Annotated in this window: 18 protein-coding genes; 4 read left to right on the forward strand and 14 right to left on the reverse strand. The window is 45.7% G+C overall.

Annotated features, from left to right (window positions below; all coding sequences use genetic code 11):
• Nucleotides 1-76: 76 nt before the first annotated feature.
• From ileS to DWV34_RS05455, 8 genes are all read right to left on the reverse strand, one after another.
• Complete coding sequence (gene ileS, locus DWV34_RS05420; RefSeq protein ID WP_009289978.1) at nucleotides 77-3193, reverse strand: isoleucine--tRNA ligase; 3117 nt, start codon at nucleotides 3191-3193, stop codon at nucleotides 77-79.
• Nucleotides 3194-3550: 357 nt separating this feature from the next.
• On the reverse strand, nucleotides 3551-4045 hold the full coding sequence (locus DWV34_RS05425) for a hypothetical protein (RefSeq protein ID WP_022260827.1): 495 nt from the start codon (nucleotides 4043-4045) through the stop codon (nucleotides 3551-3553).
• 2 nt (nucleotides 4046-4047) lie between these two features.
• Nucleotides 4048-4827 (reverse strand): alpha/beta hydrolase, encoded by a 780-nt coding sequence (locus DWV34_RS05430; RefSeq protein ID WP_006568440.1) that lies wholly within the window; start codon nucleotides 4825-4827, stop codon nucleotides 4048-4050.
• A gap of 64 nt (nucleotides 4828-4891) precedes the next feature.
• Nucleotides 4892-5734, reverse strand: a complete 843-nt coding sequence (locus tag DWV34_RS05435) for a PTS system mannose/fructose/sorbose family transporter subunit IID (RefSeq protein WP_118475619.1) — start codon at nucleotides 5732-5734, stop codon at nucleotides 4892-4894.
• Nucleotides 5727-6491 carry a PTS sugar transporter subunit IIC gene (locus tag DWV34_RS05440; protein ID WP_118475621.1) on the reverse strand — a complete coding sequence of 255 codons (765 nt, stop codon included), beginning with the start codon at nucleotides 6489-6491 and terminating at the stop codon, nucleotides 5727-5729. Before DWV34_RS05440 ends, DWV34_RS05435 begins: the two co-directional genes overlap by 8 nt.
• A gap of 12 nt (nucleotides 6492-6503) precedes the next feature.
• Complete coding sequence (locus tag DWV34_RS05445) at nucleotides 6504-6980, reverse strand: PTS sugar transporter subunit IIB (protein ID WP_009289983.1); 477 nt, start codon at nucleotides 6978-6980, stop codon at nucleotides 6504-6506.
• Nucleotides 6973-7389 (reverse strand): PTS sugar transporter subunit IIA, encoded by a 417-nt coding sequence (locus DWV34_RS05450; RefSeq protein ID WP_009289984.1) that lies wholly within the window; start codon nucleotides 7387-7389, stop codon nucleotides 6973-6975. The genes DWV34_RS05445 and DWV34_RS05450 overlap by 8 nt, the downstream gene beginning before the upstream one ends.
• Before the next feature lie 111 nt (nucleotides 7390-7500).
• Nucleotides 7501-10173 carry a sigma 54-interacting transcriptional regulator gene (locus DWV34_RS05455; protein WP_009289985.1) on the reverse strand — a complete coding sequence of 891 codons (2673 nt, stop codon included), beginning with the start codon at nucleotides 10171-10173 and terminating at the stop codon, nucleotides 7501-7503.
• A 170-nt stretch (nucleotides 10174-10343) separates the two neighbouring features.
• On the opposite strand from DWV34_RS05455, the gene DWV34_RS05460 reads away from it, so the two are divergent.
• The 4 genes from DWV34_RS05460 to DWV34_RS05475 all read left to right on the forward strand — a co-directional run bounded on the left by DWV34_RS05460 (nucleotide 10344) and on the right by DWV34_RS05475 (nucleotide 13486).
• A complete protein-coding gene (locus tag DWV34_RS05460; RefSeq protein ID WP_009289986.1) occupies nucleotides 10344-10601 on the forward strand; it encodes an HPr family phosphocarrier protein in 258 nt (85 codons plus the stop codon).
• A gap of 119 nt (nucleotides 10602-10720) precedes the next feature.
• Nucleotides 10721-12169: a nicotinate phosphoribosyltransferase gene (locus DWV34_RS05465; RefSeq protein WP_009289987.1), complete on the forward strand. Its 1449-nt coding sequence runs from the start codon at nucleotides 10721-10723 to the stop codon at nucleotides 12167-12169.
• Between the two features lie 29 nt (nucleotides 12170-12198).
• On the forward strand, nucleotides 12199-12936 hold the full coding sequence (locus DWV34_RS05470) for a lysophospholipid acyltransferase family protein (RefSeq protein ID WP_009289988.1): 738 nt from the start codon (nucleotides 12199-12201) through the stop codon (nucleotides 12934-12936).
• Between the two features lie 79 nt (nucleotides 12937-13015).
• Entirely contained in the window at nucleotides 13016-13486 is a 471-nt protein-coding gene (locus DWV34_RS05475; protein ID WP_006568430.1) for a hypothetical protein, read from the forward strand.
• A gap of 78 nt (nucleotides 13487-13564) precedes the next feature.
• Here the strand turns inward: DWV34_RS05475 and DWV34_RS05480 are convergent, their stop codons facing one another.
• The 6 genes from DWV34_RS05480 to DWV34_RS05505 all read right to left on the reverse strand — a co-directional run bounded on the left by DWV34_RS05480 (nucleotide 13565) and on the right by DWV34_RS05505 (nucleotide 18948).
• Complete coding sequence (locus tag DWV34_RS05480) at nucleotides 13565-14662, reverse strand: carbohydrate kinase family protein (RefSeq protein ID WP_006568429.1); 1098 nt, start codon at nucleotides 14660-14662, stop codon at nucleotides 13565-13567.
• A gap of 85 nt (nucleotides 14663-14747) precedes the next feature.
• Nucleotides 14748-15233, reverse strand: coding sequence for a hypothetical protein (locus tag DWV34_RS05485; RefSeq protein ID WP_009289990.1), 486 nt, complete (start codon nucleotides 15231-15233; stop codon nucleotides 14748-14750).
• A gap of 16 nt (nucleotides 15234-15249) precedes the next feature.
• Nucleotides 15250-16023 (reverse strand): phosphoribosylformimino-5-aminoimidazole carboxamide ribotide isomerase, encoded by a 774-nt coding sequence (gene hisA / locus DWV34_RS05490; RefSeq protein WP_022260831.1) that lies wholly within the window; start codon nucleotides 16021-16023, stop codon nucleotides 15250-15252.
• 24 nt (nucleotides 16024-16047) lie between these two features.
• Nucleotides 16048-16764, reverse strand: coding sequence for an RluA family pseudouridine synthase (locus DWV34_RS05495; RefSeq protein ID WP_022260832.1), 717 nt, complete (start codon nucleotides 16762-16764; stop codon nucleotides 16048-16050).
• Between the two features lie 8 nt (nucleotides 16765-16772).
• Nucleotides 16773-17462 carry a response regulator transcription factor gene (locus DWV34_RS05500; RefSeq protein WP_006568425.1) on the reverse strand — a complete coding sequence of 230 codons (690 nt, stop codon included), beginning with the start codon at nucleotides 17460-17462 and terminating at the stop codon, nucleotides 16773-16775.
• Nucleotides 17455-18948 carry a sensor histidine kinase gene (locus DWV34_RS05505; protein WP_006568424.1) on the reverse strand — a complete coding sequence of 498 codons (1494 nt, stop codon included), beginning with the start codon at nucleotides 18946-18948 and terminating at the stop codon, nucleotides 17455-17457. The genes DWV34_RS05500 and DWV34_RS05505 overlap by 8 nt, the downstream gene beginning before the upstream one ends.
• Nucleotides 18949-19006: the final 58 nt, after the last annotated feature.

Genomic DNA, 19006 nt, shown 5'->3' on the forward strand with positions numbered 1-19006 from the left:
TTATCTGCAAAAGGCGGGCGGAATACCTATCTGCTGATGATATCCCGCCCATCTCTTTTTCATCTTTATTTAATAATTATTCTTCGTTCTTTTTCACTCCAAGAGTTACTTTTTCTCCATTGATATTCCACTCTTTCGTGAAGCCTGCTGCCTCTCCTGCCACAATTCCCGTAGCCAGCACATCATTCATGACAGTACTTTCATTTTTTGAGATCAGCTCTTTAACTTTTTCATTTGCTTCATAAGAAATCGTGATCTGATCCATCACTTCAAATCCCGCCTCTTTTCTCATAGACTGAACCTTGCTGATGATTTCCCGGATAAAGCCTTCTTCGAGAAGCTCTTCTGTCAGATTCGTATCCAGCACAACCGTAAAGTCACTGTCCGCCTCTGTCACAAAGCCTTCCTGCTTCACCATTTCGATCAGGAGATCCTCTTCGGAAAGTTCCACCGGCATGCCATCCACAGTGAACTCAAGCATTCCCTTAGAATCCAGCTCTGCTTTGGCCTTGTTTCCGTCCAGCTCTGTCAAATGTTTGCGGATGCCGTTTAATAGTTTTCCGTATTTCGGTCCCACTGTCTTTAACTGCGGTTTGAAATTGTATGTGGTGAAATTTGAAACATCGTCTGTAAACTCAATGGCTTTCACATTTAATTCTTCACGGATAATATCCTGATAGAATTCCGGCAGCTCTGATGGCGCTTTTACATACATCTGTCCGATCGGCTGGCGGTTCTTGATGCTGGCACTGTTTCTGCACGCACGTCCGAGAACGACAATCTTTAATACGGCGTCCATATTTTCTTCCAGCTCTTTGTCGCAGAGACTCTCATCCACAGCCGGGAAGTCACACAGATGGATGCTCTCAGGAGCCTCCTGATCCACACTTTTTACAAGATTCTGATAAATCTCTTCCGTCATAAACGGAATCATCGGAGCCGCTGCCTTACAGACAGTTGTCAACGCAGTGTAAAGAGTCATATATGCATTGATTTTATCCTGCTCCATTCCCTTTGCCCAGAACCTCTCACGGCATCGTCTTACATACCAGTTGCTCATCTCATCGACAAATTCCTGTAGAGCCCTTGCGGCTTCCGGAATCCTGTAAGCGCCCAGATTCTCATCCACAGTTCTCACGAGAGAATTCAGCTTGGATAAAAGCCAGCGGTCCATGACCGGCAGCTTGTCATGATCCAGACTGTATTTCGTTGGATCAAACTGATCGATCTCTGCATATAACACATAGAATGCATAAGTATTCCACAGTGTTCCCATGAACTTTCTCTGGCCTTCAGTCACGGCTTTTCCATGGAACCGGTTCGGAAGCCATGGGGCACTGTTTGTATAGAAGTACCAGCGGATGGCATCTGCCCCGTGCTCTGCCAGTGCCTCCATAGGATCGACTGCATTTCCTTTGGACTTGGACATCTTTTGTCCGTTTTCATCCTGGACATGACCTAATACAATGACATTTTTATATGGAGCCTTGTCAAACAGCAGCGTAGAGATTGCCAGGAGAGAATAGAACCATCCTCTTGTCTGGTCCACTGCTTCGGATATAAAGTCAGCAGGGAAATTCTCCTCGAAGATTTCTTTATTTTCAAACGGATAATGCCACTGGGCAAACGGCATGGAACCTGAGTCAAACCAACAATCGATGACCTCTTCCACCCGGCGCATCTCTTTTCCGCACTCCGGACACTTTACAGTCACATCGTCAATATATGGGCGGTGCAGTTCGATGTCCTCCGGGCAGTTGTCAGACATGCTCTTTAACTCTTCAATAGAACCGATGGCGTGCTGATGTCCGCATTCACATTCCCAGACATTCAGCGGAGTTCCCCAGTAACGGTTTCTGGAAATGCCCCAATCCTGGACATTTTCCAGCCAGTCCCCGAAACGTCCTTTTCCGATGTTTTCCGGAACCCAGTTGACGGTATTGTTGTTCTTGATCAGCTGGTCTTTTACATCCGTCATCTTAATAAACCAGGATTCTCTCGCATAGTAGATCAGCGGAGTATCACATCTCCAGCAGTGAGGATAACTGTGCTCAAAGTCAAGTGCCGCAAATAAGAGACCTCTTTCTACCAGATCTTTCAGGATCAGTTTATCCGCATCTTTACAGAACGTTCCTGCCCAAGGTGTCTCTTTTGTCATCTCACCTTTTTCATCCACAAGCTGTACGAACGGCAGTCCGTATTTTCTGCCGACCTGAGCATCGTCCTCACCAAATGCAGGGGCGATGTGGACCACTCCTGTACCGTCTGTCAGCGTGACATAGGTATCGCAGGTTACGTAATATGCCTTCTCTTTCGGTGTCACAAACGGGAACAGCGGCTCGTACTCCTTATATTCCAGGTCTGTTCCTTTGTATGTCTCAAGCACCTTGTATTCACCTTCGAGTACACTGTCACAGAGCGCTTCTGCCAGATAATAAGTATATCCGTCATTTTCCACTTTGACATAAGTCTCATTCGGATTCACACAGAGTGCCACATTAGAAGGAAGGGTCCATGGGGTTGTGGTCCAAGCCAGAATATATGCGTCCTCATCCTTCACTTTAAATCTTGCAATGGCTGATTTTTCTTTTACATCTTTATATCCCTGGGCTACCTCATGGGAAGAAAGCGGGGTTCCGCAGCGAGGGCAGTAAGGTACAATCTTATATCCCTTATAAAGGAGACCTTTATCCCAGATCTGTTTTAATGCCCACCAGACGGATTCGATATAGTCGTTGTGATAAGTTACATAGGGATCATCCATATCTGCCCAAAAGCCTACCACACCTGAGAAATCTTCCCACATGCCTTTATACTTCCAGACACTTTCTTTACATTCTTTAATGAAAGGAGCCAGTCCGTATTCTTCGATCTGTTCTTTTCCGTCCAATCCAAGCTTCTTTTCCACTTCCAGTTCTACCGGAAGACCATGGGTGTCCCACCCTGCCTTACGGATGATCTTGTGACCTTTCATCGTCTGATAGCGCGGGATCATATCCTTGATGACACGTGTCAGAACATGGCCGATATGGGGTTTTCCGTTTGCTGTCGGAGGCCCGTCATAAAAAGTATAGGTGTCATCCCCTTTTCTCTCTTCGATACTCTTTTCAAAAATCTTGTGTTCTTTCCAGAACTCAACGGTCTGCTTCTCGCGGTCAACAAAATTCAGGTCGGAAGATACTTTCTTGTACATCGTCTATTTCTCCTTTTTTATTAATTTTGATTTTCTTAGACGGCGTTTTTATTTCATAGGGAAGTTCTGCGACCTTCCCTGTAAAATAAAAAAGTGCTGTCCTAAAATAGGACAACACTTGCTGCTTCTATACCACCTATTTCACATACTGACATATGTTATCCTGATAACGGAGGATGCCGGCACAGCTTACTTTGTTCAGCTTGCAGCTCAAGAGTGATATTCCTTATGTGCTACTTGCATCAGGCTCCCACCGCCCCTGACTCGCTCTCTGCTTTTACAGCATAAGTACTGTCTCTGTCAACGCTCTTTGAAAATGTTTATTTGTGTTTATTTTAGTATAGGCATTTTTAAATGTCAACCATCTTCATGAATTTCTGTTCCCGACATCAGAAACCGCAGGTCCGCATCTGTAAAATCACGCGGAAGACAGCTCCACCGTCCGTAATAAGAACAGCCCTCTGACACAATATCTTTCATTCTCCCTGCACAAGATTTTTCGCTGGATGCGATCATGTGATCTTCCGGATTCTTTGATAAAAAAGGAAACGTATGGTCCAAAAATTCCGGCAGCTCTTCCCGCAGAAATTTTTGAAAATTTCTTTCATTGGGCATTTGCACGAAAAAGCTTCTCGCTGCCTCCGGCATGATAACAGCCATGTTCTCTTCCCCGGCAATCTGCTCTATATTTGTTCTGCGGATCCAGAAAGAAGCATCCTGACTCTGGCCGTGCAGCAGAGTACAGATCTTAATCTTCTTTTTACCGATCTGTCCATATTCCGGAAAAATCATATGAATAACCGTATCTTTTCCCAATGACCTGGAATAAAAATCACAGAGTATGTACGCCAAAGCTACACCTCCCCGTCTGAGATATACTCTCTTTTAAATGAAAACCATCTGACTGAGCGGCGGAGGGCTTCTTCCCAAAATACCCAGTCATGTCCTCCCGGCCATTCTTCGAACGTAAGCCCTGCCCCCATATGGTTCAGTTTATTCTTAAAGAGCAGATTAAACCTGTATAAAAAGTCTTCCGTACCGCAGCATTGATAGATGTCAGGCAGATGCTCTGTTTTCCCCCGGTGCATTTCCAGCAGATGATAAATGTCTGCCGGACTGCCCTTTATTTTGTCTAAATCTCCGAAAATGGATGTATAAAATGTCTCATCCATTTCGTAATCCCCAAGAAATTCTTCCCGTTCCTTCGTATCGGACATGACAACCCCAATCTCTCTCACCATGTCAAGGCTCCCTGAAAATGTTGCCGCTTTGGCAAACCGTTCCGGTTTAAGCAGCGCAAGTTTCATGGCTCCGTATCCTCCCATGGAAAGTCCAGCCGTAAATGTATCTTCCCTTTTTTCAGATACCGGAAAATAACTTCTTATGACCTCCGGCAGTTCCTCGCTCAGATAGGTCCAGTAGTTTTCTCCGCAAACTGTATCGGTGTAATAGCTGAGGCCTCCGTCCGGCATGACGACTAAAACTTTCAGCCCGGAGAAAATCCGTTCCACAGGCACTCTGCGGTGCCACTTTGTCTCGTTGTCCCCTCCCCCGTGCAGAAGGTAAAGCACCTGAAGCTTTCCTCCCACCGTTTCCTTTGGCAGAGCCGCATAGAATCGGGTGCTGCGCCCCAATGACCTGGAGTAAAAATTACAGCTGATCAGACTGATAATACCACCTTCTTTATTTTCATTATATTTATAATACTTTCAGCAAAGATCCCACTACACACACAAGAATAATCAGGATAACAATTTTCGGTGCAGACATCTTCCTTCCCTTCAGTCCGAAATATGCCAGAAAAATCACTAGCAGAGGCAATATTCCGGGTGCGATGGAGTCCAGTGTCTCCTGCAGGTTAAAAGATTTTGTTTTGACTACTGTGGACAGTCTGACCAAACCTGCGGATAACGCACCCATCATAAACATACCGATCATATTTGCACCGTTTATCATATCCTTTAATTTACCGGAGGACATGATATTCTTCACAGAAGAACGTCCCATTTTGTATCCGACTCTGTGGAAGATCAGCCCTTCTACATACATAGCCGCCCCCAACAGGAACATGATGATCGGAGCCGCCAGACTTCCTTTCATCGCAAAGCTGCAGCAGAATGCGCTTACAAGAGTAAAGATCGTCGCCAGATCCACCGTATCGCCGATTCCCGCAACCGGTCCCATGAGACCGGTCTTGTAACTGGTGATCATTTCTCCGGGCATTTTCTTATGTTTTGCCCTCTCTTCTTCCATCGCAATGGCGCTTCCGAAAATCATACTGCCCCATGTCGCCTCTGAATTAAAAAACGCAAGATGCCGCTTTAGCGCTTCGGAAAGATCCTCTTTCTCCGGATATAACTTTTCCAGGATCGGGATCATGCTCGCCCCATATGCAAGGCCCTGCATCCTCTCATAGTTGGCGCTTATTTCCGCCGTCATCCACCAGCGGAAGTAGGCTTTGTCAATATCCTTTTTGGTGAGGACTGAGCCTTCTCTGCTTTCTGATTCAACTGCTTCTTTTACCTTCATATCTTCACTCATCAGCCAGTTCCTCCTTTACTTCCCTCTTCAGTACAATGGCTGTGACTGCGATGCAGACTGCAAACACGCCCGCAACCAGTGTATTGATATTTGATATTTTCACCAGGTAAAATCCAATGAGAAACAGCGGAATATATTTTGCTTTTCCTATCATGTAAATGATCATTGCAAATCCCACGGCAGGCAGCACTCCTCCGGCAACTTCCAGCCCGTGCATCAGCCATTCGGGAATTGCATTCAAAACAGGTTTTACTACGTCGGCTCCAAAAATATTTACCAGAAATACCGGCAGGAAAAAGAGCAGTGCACTGAGAAGGAACGGCCAGATACTTGCACACCGCCATACCCCCTTCATGTTGCCTTCCTCTGCATACTTATCGGCCTTTACAACAAACATGCAGTTTGCAATCTTTTTAAAGTTATAAAGGAATGCTCCCAGAAGCCCAACCGGCACGGCCAGAGAAATCGCTACCTCCGGTGCTATCCCGGTCTTTAGGGCAATGGGGATGACACATGCTGCGGCTATTCCTTCATCCGCCGGCAGCTGTCCTCCCGGTGCGAAGACTCCCAGGTAGATCAATTTAATACTGCCGGCCAAAATAATACCTGTTGCAATATCTCCGTAGATCAGCCCTGCGACCAATCCCATGGTAAACGGCGTTCCCACTGATATCCACAATGTATATCCCAGATATCCGTTGGCTATCCAATAGAGCACACCCATGGCGATGGCCATGATTAACGTCTGTACATCCATAACAAATCCTCCTTATAGTTTTTCTTTAATTTTTGAAAGTTCTGCATAAGAGTCGTCCGGTGTGGACTGAAGAATTACCTGTATCCCTGTATCGCTGATCTTTTCCAGCTTCTCATACTCAGACGCACTCATATAAATGCTGCTGTAAACAAGGGCTTTCCCCGCATCCGTAGGTATTCCTCCCACGACCAGCTTTGGAAATATCACACCGTCAGAAAATGCTTCATAACAGGATTCCACATTCTTAAACAGTAAAAACACACTCCCTTTCGTTCCTTCCAAAAAACTTTTTGCCTGGTCTGTCTCCACCACATCCACTTTCGTTCCTGCCGGCGCGGCCATCGCATAGATATCAGCCATAAAATCATCCTGCGCCAGCTCTGTATCCACAATGACAATGCGCTTTGCGGGATAAGCCTTCATCCATTTTGTCACTACCTGTCCGTGAATCAGCCTGTAGTCGATCCTTGCAATTTGAATCTCAGCCATTTTCCTTCCTCCTTTCATTAAAAAGATCACTGATGATAACCGACCCTTTTCTCGCAGCTTCAACACAGCGCTCTGCAGTTTCTGAAAGACCCAGCTCCTCTCTCACATTTATAAACTCAAGTATCATCGGCAGGCTCGCTCCGGAAATTACTTTAATGTTTTTATTTCTGGAGTATTTAAGTGACAGATTGGCCGGAGTCCCTCCCCAGATATCCGTAAAGACAATCCCTCCTTCCTCATCGTCCATCTCATCCAGCAGTTCTTTCAGCTGAAGTCCTGTTCTCTCAATATTATCCCCGGGATTCAGGGACCATGCGGCACATTTGTCCACCGGTCCCACGACCAGTGATACACTATTCAGCAGCTCTTTTCCAAACCCTCCGTGCGCTGCTATCACCATTTCAATCATCTCGGCCCTCCTTTTGCATGCAGCTGTAAATTGTTTATATAAAGCTATACAGCAATTTTTGTGCCAACTTTTAATGCAAAAACTTCAGAGAAAAAAGAAAACCCTGCATTTTCATGCAGGACCTCCGCTTTTCCCGGTGATTAATTCATAAATTAATTTCAGCTCTTTTTGATTTACTGACACATTATATTTAGATTCTATGACAGAAAAGCTGTTTTTTGAGTTTAAAATAAACTCAGAATGACACTTGGCAAATTGTGATCCATCTTCTAAAGGCAGCCGCCCTTTTTCCAGAATCAGGCGTTCCACCATAATACTGATATGGATATACAGCATTTTTTTCAAATCCACCGAAAATGCCGATCGGCTGAAATCCTCTATCTTCTCTACGGCTTCTTCCACATCCACGATGATCTTATCGGGATTCAGTATCGTCAGCTGTCCTATAATATTTCTCATACTGAAACCCTTAATGATATTTGTCATCACCTGTCGGATCACCCTCTCTGTATACTTGCCTCTTAAGCCGTCTTCTATCAGAGCCTTCCCCTTCTCCGTTACAAGGTCGTTTAAGAGCAGCACCGGCTTTTCCGAAAGATTCAGTTCAATCGTAGAAATAATAAACAGTACATTATATTTGTGAAACACTTCACACTGCAGTTTTTCAGACGCCAGTTCCTGATATTCGCATGCTTCGATCTCAACCTCTGTCTCGCGGAAACCTTCCCTTAACATATCCCGTATTTTCAGTGCCGTTCCGATGCCGGTAATACAGCAGACCACAACGGCATCTGCCTTCCTGCGCTGTTTGATATAAGTAAAATTCGTGACATTATGTTTCACCACCTGCTCCACAACAAACTGAATTCCCTCTCTTTTGAGAATGCGTTCTCCTGCCTCCACTGCCATCTGTGTCGTAATATTATTGATGATTCCCAAATCTCCCTCCACGTCGTTTTGGATATCTTCCGCGATGTCCAGGAGTGATCCTGTATCTACAAACAGCAGAAGTCCTCTGGACGTATCGACTCTTTTCAAATAATTTCTGATCTTCTTTACGACCTCTTTTTTAGAAATATCAAACGGCATATCGAATGCCTCAAAAATGTACTGTCCAAACATCCGGTTCGCCATACTCGCTATGCTGGAAGCCGTAGCGTGACCGTGAGCAACAATCACCGCATTGCTCAAATCATTCTGTACATCCATCCTGCAGTAAAAATAAAGCGCCGTAAATACCCGGATCATCTGCGGACAGGCCTCATAGTCAATGGTCTGTCTGGCCATTTCATAAAAAATTGCACTCATCTTATAGCATCTGTACAGCTGGCTTCTGATCAGCTCCTCGATCTTTCTCAGTTCCTCGACATCTTCTTCCGAAAATCCGTCGTCTCTGCTGAACAGCAGCAGTATCCTGCTTAATACTGTCAGCATTGTGCCGTTATACTGGAGTCCATAATTTTCCTGAAGGTAACCAAGGATCTTTTTGATCGCACCCTGATAGATTGCCTCCGACATTTCATCACTGGTTAATTCCATGACACTTCCCGTAAACTTTTCCAGCATCCTGTAAATCTTGGACCGGAAACGTTCCTGAGTCATCCCGTGATTTTGATAACGCCCGAGAAGACGGCAAAGTTCCGTCCAGTCCAGATTGTTCCGGATCTTTCCCCCCTTCGGTCCGGAACCCTTTTTCGGACTCCATTCTTTATCTATCAAAACCGCTTCCGTAATATACTGTATCTGGGTTTTTCCGCGCTCAAACCGGTAGTGGTCACTTAAATCTCGGATTTTGACCCTGACCGGTTCTGCCTTTTCCCGGCAGAATGCACTGGCACAGCTTAACTTGACCGCATTTTTAATGCTTCCGATGTTTCCTTTTAAATCCAGCATTAAAAGCTGATTCACCACATTGCTGCTGACCAGAAAGCCGCAGCCCATCGTCTGTGCTTCCTGGAAAAACAGCCTGCAGATAATCTGAAACCGCTCCTCGATCGTTCTCTCCGCAAACGGGGGAATCTCAATCATGACCGGAACTCTCCGGATAAAAGTATCCAGCATCGAACTGATATCCTCTGTCGTCGCAAAGATAAGGCGGACATCGACCCTGGATTCACTGCTGCTGTCACCGATTTTTGCCACCACTCCCTTGTCGATATACCGGAACAGCTTTTCCTGTCCTTCCGGCGGGAGCCTGTGAAACTCATCCAAAAATAAATATCCTTTGTCTGCTTTTTGGAAAAGACCTTCTGTCGTCTCGGCTGCTCCGGTAAAGGCCCCTTTTTTGTATCCAAAAAGTATGGAAGATAAAAGTTCCTGGTTATTAGCATAATCTGCACAGTTTAAAACAACAAACAGTGCATCTTCCGGGATCAGTTTCTTAAATTTTGCATAGCGGAATATGTATTCTGCCATCAGACTCTTTCCGACACCGCTGGGTCCGAGGATCATGACCGGCATCCCCCTGTTGGGGTAATTGGCGGCCAGGCGGCACTTCTCCATCTGTTCCCTCAGACTCTTATCAAATCCTATAAACTCACGGAATGGATCTTCCTCCTCCTGATCTTCCTCCCTGCAGTCACAATAAAACAACACCGGCCTCGTCTTTTTCTTCCGGATCTTTCCCTCTGCGGCCAGTTCATTGAGCAGACTGCTTGCAAGATTTCTCGGTATTCCAAGACTTTGGGCGAGATGAGAAGCATCAACTCCCTGCGCCTCGCCTCTTGCCCTCTTTTCAACCTGCTCAAAGAGCCTGTCTTTGTTTGTCTTCTTCCCTCTCTCCATGGCCCTCCCTCCGTCTTCCTCCGGATGATGAAATCTTAAGAAATGACATAAAAAACTTTTTCTCCAAACAAATTTATGGATTTTCTCTTTCACAATATGTTACCATAGATAGTAATAAGATTATATCAAAATACCAAAATAAATCAGGTAACATTTGGAGGTTTTATCTCATGAAAACACTTTCTTATAAAATTGAGGCGCCGAACGGACTCCATGCCCGTCCCTGCGTGTCTATCATTGCTTTAGCCAGAAACTCCGGCTGCTCCATCGTCCTTTCCTGCAGAGGTATTGAGGCTGCTGCCGAAAATCCCATTGATCTCATGGCCCTTGGGGCCGGATGCGGGGATAAGATATCCGTCACGGTTGAGGGACCGAATGAAGAATCCGTCGGAGAGCAGCTCCTGAATATACTGGAAACGGAACTCTAAAATTCATCCCGCGACGGAAACTGCAGTAAAAACTCATGATTTTTACTTTACATTTTATGATATAATATATAAAAATGACGATAAGTCAAAATCTAACTACACAAAGGAGATATCGGGGAATGATGACTCGAAATTTTACATTGCTGACGGACCTTTATGAACTGACCATGATGCAGGGATATTACAAGTCCGGCAATGATGAGACCGTGATTTTTGACGTCTTTTACCGGGACAATCCTTCCGGCAGCGGCTATGCCATTGCCTGCGGACTTGAGCTGGTCATTGATTATATCAAAAACCTGTCTTTCTCATATGAAGATATTGACTACTTGCGAAGCCTTGACATATTTGATGAAGATTTCCTGGAATACCTTGCAGGATACCATTTTACCGGTGATATTTATGCCATTCCGGAAGGCACTGTTGTCTTTCCGATGGAGCCGCTCCTGAAGGTGATCGCTCCCATGATGGAAGCCCAGCTGATTGAGACTGCTATATTAAATATTATTAATCATCAGAGCCTGATCGCCACGAAAGCCTCCCGCGTCGTCTATGCGGCTGGCGGAAGCGGTGTTATGGAGTTCGGACTGAGACGTGCCCAGGGTGCTGATGCAGGGACTTACGGTGCCAGAGCTGCTGTGATCGGCGGATGTGACGGCACCTCCAATGTACTTGCCGGGAAAATGTTTGACCTTCCGGTGCTGGGCACCCATGCCCACAGCTGGATCATGAGTTTTCCGGACGAATATACAGCATTTAAGACCTATGCCTCTCTGTATCCGGATGCATGTATGCTTCTGGTAGACACTTATGACACATTAAAATCCGGTGTCCCCAACGCCATCCGGGTCTTTAAGGAATTAAGAGATGAGGGACTGCATCCCAGAAAAATCGGAATCCGCTTAGACAGCGGAGATCTTGCCTACCTTTCTAAAAAAGCGAGGGCTATGCTGGACGATGCAGGATTTCCCGAAGCCATTATCTCCGCCTCCAGCGATCTGGATGAGAACCTCATTCAGAGTTTAAAGCTCCAGGGCGCTCCGATTACCTCCTGGGGAGTCGGCACCAAGCTTATTACCTCCTCAGACTGCCCTGCCTTCGGTGGTGTATATAAGCTTGCAGCTGCAAAGCATCAGGGTGAAAAAGACTTTACGGCAAAGATCAAGATCTCAGAAAATCCCGCCAAAGTTACAAATCCGGGAAATAAAACTGTTTATCGGATTTATGACAAGACTACAGGCAAGATCCGTGCGGATTTGATCTGCCTGACAGACGAAGTTTATTCCAGCAAAGAAGACCTGGTCATATTTGACCCGATCGCCACCTGGAAAAAATCCACGATTATAGGCGGAACCTATACACTCAGAGAACTTCTGGTTCCCGTGTTTCTGAAAGGGCAGTGTGTCTACGAAAATCCTTCAGCTATGGAGATCAGAGATTACTGTACCGGAGAGCTCAACACTCTGTGGGATGAGACACGGCGTTTAGTCAATCCTCAGAATGTCTATGTGGATCTCTCTAAACCTTTGTATGATTTAAAAAATCAGCTGCTGTCCCAAAAGGCGTAAAACCAAAGAATATTGAAAGGAGAATCTCTATGATTCGTTTTTTTGCTGATATCATATATCTTTTTTTCTTCCTGACTCTCACTTTTCCGATGTACCCGCTGTTTAACCATTGGAATAAAACCGGACAGGAACACCGCAGGGCAAAGAAAGCCCAGTCCATGGTCATGAATGCATTTAAGATCTGTCTTCGGTTTGCAGGCACGAAAGTTATCGTAGACGGGCGTGAAAATATCCCTGAGGATACCGCCGTTCTCTACGTTGGGAATCACAGCAGTTATTATGATATCCTGTGCAGCTACGTGGCAACTCCCAGCGGCGCCGGATTTTTCGCAAAAAAAGAGATGGGTAAGATTCCCTGTCTCAGCCACTGGATGACGTTCATCAACTGTCTGTTTCTGGACAGAAAAAATATTAAAGAAGGTATGAAGACGATCAACAAAGGTACCCAGTATTTGAAGGACGGATTTTCCATGGTCATTTTCCCGGAAGGAACAAGAAGCCAGGATGAAGATCCACACACATTTAAAGAAGGCAGCTTAAGACCCGCTTTGAAATCAAAGGTACCGGTAATACCCATGGCCATCTCTGGGACGGCAGATATTCTGGAGAACAACAAAAAATACACTGTGAAGCCTACAGAGGTCCATATCACATTCGGCCGGCCGATCTATCCGGACCAGCTGGACCGCCAGGCCCAGAAACACCTGGGGGCGGCAGTTCGTGAAGAAATTATCGAAATGAGAAAAAAACATAAGACAATGGCCTGAAAAGATGATATAATGTTTTTTAGGCGTGCCGTATGAAGGCATGAAGTTTAAGAAGTGAAAAGCCAGGAGGAAGAAAGAAATGCAAGTATGGATGGTTTTATTGATTATTGCTGTCGTCATTATTGCTGTTCTTGCCATTCTGTATTTTGTAGGAAACAAACTTCAGAAGAAGCAGGAAGCCCAGCGGGCACAGTTGGAAAGTGCAGCTCAGATGTATTCAATGCTGGTCATTGATAAAAAGAAGATGAAGATGACAGAGGCAGGTTTTCCGAAGATGGTCATCGACCAGATTCCGAAGCGCGGCAAGATTGCCAAAGTACCTGTGGTAAAAGTAAAAATCGGGCCGAAGATCACTCCATTGTTATGTGATGAGCTGATCTACGATCAAGTGCCTGTCAAAGCCGAGATCAAAGCCAAAGTCAGCGGCATATATATTACCGAAATCCACAATCTGCGCAACGTTGCGCCGCCGCAGGAACCCAAAGGATTCTTCAAGAAGTTTAAGAAGAAAACGATAGAAGCATCCCGTAATGTTTCAGGCAGGAAATAGGCAGAATCGAAACATAAGAATTAAAAATATGACATATACCCGCAAAAGCGGCCGATCAAATATGACCGGCCGTTTTTGTTATTTTATAGAAATCTTTTCCCATCCTCTGTCTATTTTTTGTTCCATTTCCTCCATGCTCAGCAGTCCGCTCAACGAGTCATACTCTGTGACACAGGAGGCTCCCGCCGCTGCACCCAGCTGAAGACATCGGCCGGGATCTTTTCCCTCCAGAAGGCCTGTAAGGAAAGCGGCAATCGTCACATCCCCGGCCCCCGTTGCGGAACGGACTCTGTCTGCCTGAAAGCTTGGCTCAAACAGTTCTTTGTCCTGCCATTCTTCCGGCATTTCTAAATTTTCCCCGGTCTTTAGGTACAATCCTTTGACACCGCATTTTATCAGCACGGACCCTGCTCCCCATTGAAGAAGCCTGTCTGCCAGCGGCGTAATATCTTTCTCTATGTCGAGCACCTCTGTCAAATCTCTTCCGGATGCCCTTTCTATCCATTCATGATATCTCTCTTTGTCAATCAGAAAACAAATTTCCTCGGCACTCGGCACAAAAAAGTCTACGCTTGGAAGCAGCTTTTGAAACAGCTTCTTCCAGTCAGTATGTGCCGCATCGCAGTCTTCCTCGATCAGTGTCAGATCCAGAGAAGTCTTCACCCCAAGCTCTTTTACACGGCGATAGATTTCCAGAAGTTCCTCCGGATGTTCAAACATACGCCTCATGATCGTGGGATAACCGAGATGAAAGAGATCGGCTCCCGCAATTTCATCAAAATTTATGTCTCTCAATCCAAAGGTATCATTCGCTCCCGGATTGTGAAAAAAGATTCGGTCGACTCCGGGAGGCGCAAGAACAATGGTATAAGCTGTCGAACACTCTTCCGATACCGCAGCTCCGCGGCTTCCCCCATGACGATTTAAAATATCCAGCACGAGTTTCCCAAAAGCGTCATTTCCCACCTTTCCCATCAGCGACACATCCGCGCCAAAATGTCTGAACGCAAGTCCGGTATTTGCAACGGCTCCCCCGGTATGGATCGACGCTTCGCCCACCTGCAGAAGTTTGCCCGGCAGAAACCACTCTGAAGCAGTTTTTCTCTTTTCCTGGCTGTCGTGGAATTCAGGCGTGATATCCAGACAAAGGCATCCTGCGACTACTACTTTTTTCATAAGCACCTCCTGATCATGAAATAACCCATATAATTACACAAAAGCTGTGTCACCCTTTTACAGATGCCACAGCTTCTTAACTCTCTTATTTTTTTGCTCTGCGCTCTTCGATCTTTACAATAACATATCCCTGGTCTTCGGTGTCAATGTAGCCGAGCCTTAAATACTGACCATCTTTCTTAATGTATCCTCCCTGAGTAGAAGGCAGATGATACCCAAACTTCTTAATAAAGCGGTCTCCGTAGGAAAAATGTACCCCTTTGATGTCGAAGCTCTCCTGTTCCGTATCTTCATTTGTCTCCCCGCCCTTGGACGCCGGAACAAAATTCTCTACATAACCTTCGACTGTTTTGTAATTCCCCTGTTTATATGTGTGGATGATCCTCACATACCCATAGCAGAATCTGAGAGCCGTCACGGCACAGATCACAAGGCAGACTCCTCCGAGCAGCTTAAAAAAAGATTTCTTAGAAGCAAAAATAAGGATCAGCCCAATCACTCCCAGAATTGCAAACGGAATGACCCAGTGGGGCTGTATCGTAAAATTGCTGGCTTCATACCATAGTTTCATATATATTCCTCCAATATCAATCACAATAGCCAAGGACTCTTTCAAATTCCATAGGTCCGCCGAATAAATCCAGAGCGCTGCCGACGGTCACATCCACTCTGTTTCTTCCTTCTCTTTTAATTAGTTCAAGGTCGGCAAAATCTTTTATACCTCCCGCGTATGTTACAGGGTTTCCCATGTAGCTTCCAAGAATCCGGACCAGTTCCTCATCGATGCCCTGTCCCTTTCCTTCCACGTCGACCCCATGAACGAGAAATTCGGAGCAGTATTCTTCCATCTCCTCTAATCGCTCTTTTGTAAAAATGGTGTCTGTAAATTTCTGCCAACGGTCTGTAACGATATAATACTCTCCGTCCCTCTTCCTGCAGCTGAAATCCAGTACCAGATGCTCCCGCCCCACAAGATCCGAAAGCTTTTTCAGTCTCTCAAGCCGGATCATACCTGCGAAAAATACAAAGGAAGTGACGATCACATGGGATGCCCCCTGTTCGATAAAAAAGGATGCGTTCTCATCAGTGATGCCGCCTCCAACCTGAAGACCTCCCGGAAATTCACGCAGTGCCGCCAATGCCTCCCGGACATCCGCATCATAATACTCTGAGCTTTTGGGATTCAGTATGATGATATGGCCTCCGGATAAACGGTGCTTTCTGTATAGTTTACCATAAAAGCCTCCGTCATGTACCGAAACAAAATTTTCATCTGCTTGGTCTCCTTTATCCAGCAGGCTGCCTCCCACAATCTGCTTAATCTTTCCGTTATGAATATCAATGCACGGTCTGAATTTCATTTCGCCTTCCCTCTTTTCGTGTTTCTACCAGGCGTCCAGTTCTTCCAGCATAAAAAACGCCTTCCCTTTCGGCTCCGCCTTAAAGGTACATGCCTCCCCGGTCACCGGATGCCGAAAACTGATTCTGGTAGCATAGAGTCCTATCTCTTCATATTGTTTCTTCGTCTTTTGGAACTTCTTATTGTATTTCGTGTCACCGTAAAGTCCAAAGCCTCTGGCGGCAAACTGGACCCGGATCTGATGGTGTCTCCCGGTCATGAGATGAATCAGGCAGTAGGTAAGTTTCCCTTCCCCTGTCTCCACCATATCCAAAACCTCGTAAGACAGCTCCGCTTTCTTTGCCCCCTTCGTTTCTTCCGGCACGGTGCAGGATGTGTTTTTCTTATTGTCTTTCAGGAGATAATCCGTAAAAACCCCATCCTCTTCAGGGAGCCAGCCGTTTACAATGGCCTGATAATCTTTCTCAAATATATGTTCCCTGATCTGGCGGCTCAGCTCTGCCGCAGCCTCCTTCGTTCTGGCAAACACCATGACGCCTCCCACGGGGCGGTCAAGCCGGTGAATCACATAGAGCTCCGGCTCCCTGTCAAGGTTCTCCTCAAAAAAAAGCTGATTTATAAGACTGTGAAATACATCCATATCTCCGCTCTTGTCATCGGCTGTGGGCATCCCCGCCGGCTTTTCACAGACGGCAATATCCTGATCTTTGTAAAGTATCTTTACTTCTCTTTTTCTTCTCATGACCGCTCCTACATCTTAAATCGGTATCCGACACCCCATATGGTCTCAATATACTGCGGCTTTGCAGTGTTAAGTTCAATCTTCTCCCGAATCTTTTTAATATGGACAGTGACCGTGGCAATGTCTCCGAGAGATTCCATATCCCAAATTTTATTAAATAATTCCTCTTTTGTAAATACCCTGTTTGGATGGCTGGCAAGAAAAGTTAAAAGGTCAAACTCTTTCGTCGTAAATGCCTTTTCTTCTCCGTTCAGGTAGACTCTTCTTGCGGTTTTATCAATCTTGAGTCCCCGGATCTCCACTACATCATTTTCCTGGGTGTTGCTGGATACCAGACGGCGGTATCTCTCAAGATGAGCCTTTACTCTGGCAACCAGTTCGCTCGGACTGAACGGTTTTGTAATATAGTCATCTGCTCCCAGACCCAGCCCCCGGATCTTATCGATATCCTCCTTCTTGGCAGATACCATCAGGATCGGAATATCTTTTTTCTCCCGGATCTGCTTACAGATCTCAAAGCCGTCCACACCTGGAAGCATAATGTCCAGAATGATCATATCAAAATCCTCGGTAAGGCCCAGTTTCAGACCTTTCTCTCCATCCGTCTCAATCTCTACTTCAAAAGAACTCAGCTCCAGATAATCCTTCTCAAGCTCTGCGATGGCCAGTTCATCTTCTACAATTAAAACTCTACTCATTACTCTCTTCCTCCTGGGTGTCTGCGATTTTATTTAATGTAAAAAATATTGTGGTGCCGGAGCGCAGCCTGCTCTCCGCCCATATCTCTCCCCCATGTTCTTCAATGATCTTCTTACAGATAGAAAGGCCCAGTCCGCTGCCCCCGGCAGAATTCCTGGACATATCCGCGCGGTAGGTTCTGCGGAAAATATTCGGCAGATCCTCTTTGGAAATACCGATACCATTGTCTTTGATCGCAACCTGAATCTTGCGGTCCAGCTCTTTTAACGTAATGCTGACCTTGCCCTTCGCTTTATTAGTATACTTGCAGGCATTGTTGATGATGTTGTTCATCACCCGCTTCAGCTGTTCAGGATCAGCCATGACCGCTACATTTGCGGAACAGTAGTTGCTGTATGAGAACATCATTCCCTTCTGCTCCAGATCTGAACCGATCTCATCCACACAGTCTTTGAAGTAGGCGTTGATATCGATCTTCCTGAAATTATAAGGTATAATGTTGGAATCGATCTTGGAATACAGGGACAGCTCATTGATCAGCACATCCATGTCGTTGGCCTTGTTGTAGATCGTCTTAATGTACCGGTCCATCTTCTCCGGCGTGTCCGCCACTCCGTCCATGATCCCCTCAACATATCCTTTGATGGCCGTGATCGGCGTCTTTAAGTCATGGGAAATGTTGCTGATCAGATCGCGGTTCTGCTTTTCATAGATAATTCTTGCCTCAATAGACTCTTTTAATTCCGCCCGCATGGCATTAAAGGAAGCGCAGAGTTCCCCGATCTCATCCTTGCTGTTGATCTCCACATCGTCGTCTAAGTTGCCCTCCTTGATCCGATCTGCACCTTCTTTGAGTTTCTTTAACGGCCTTATGAACTCAGAGTACATAAACCATGAGAGCAGAAAACTGGTGAGGATCAGGATGGCCACAATCGAAAAGAAGACCTGGCTTATGATATTCTTATAATGAGGCAGCACCGTCTCCAAATCTGTCAGAATAAACGCAGAGCCTTTGCTTCCGTCGGTATACTGAAAGTCCTGCTGCTTGACAAGAAAATTTTCCGGTTTCCCGAGAAATACTCCGCTGTCCTGGCTGCTGATTTCACTCCCGAATCTGGGAAGTTTCTTCTCCGTCTCGGTGTGATCTTCTTTTGTTCCCCTATATATGATCGTCTTTCCCTTTCTGATGACCAGATAGGACTCTTTTTCTTTTAACCTCTGATTGATCCTCTTTAAGTAATCTGCATCCTCAAAGGCCGCGGGATTCTCAATGGCACTCCTCTTCAAGTCGTTGAAACAGGACTTGGTCTCATTGTTCATCGTCTTTAACGGATTGGCAAATCCTTCGATTCCATTGGAATATATGTTTTCGTTGGTTGTCCGGATATACCCTACACTTAAAGCAGCGATTGATACTACCATCAAGAAAATCGGCAGTATAATCGCTGGCAAAAATATAATTCTTACTTTGTTCACTACTTTCATGACCCCCGTACCTTCCTGCTGCTTTTGGTACTTCTATTATATCATAGGAAAGTGGGAA

Source organism: Anaerostipes sp. AF04-45 (assembly GCF_003461725.1).
Lineage (GTDB): Bacteria > Bacillota > Clostridia > Lachnospirales > Lachnospiraceae > Anaerostipes > Anaerostipes caccae.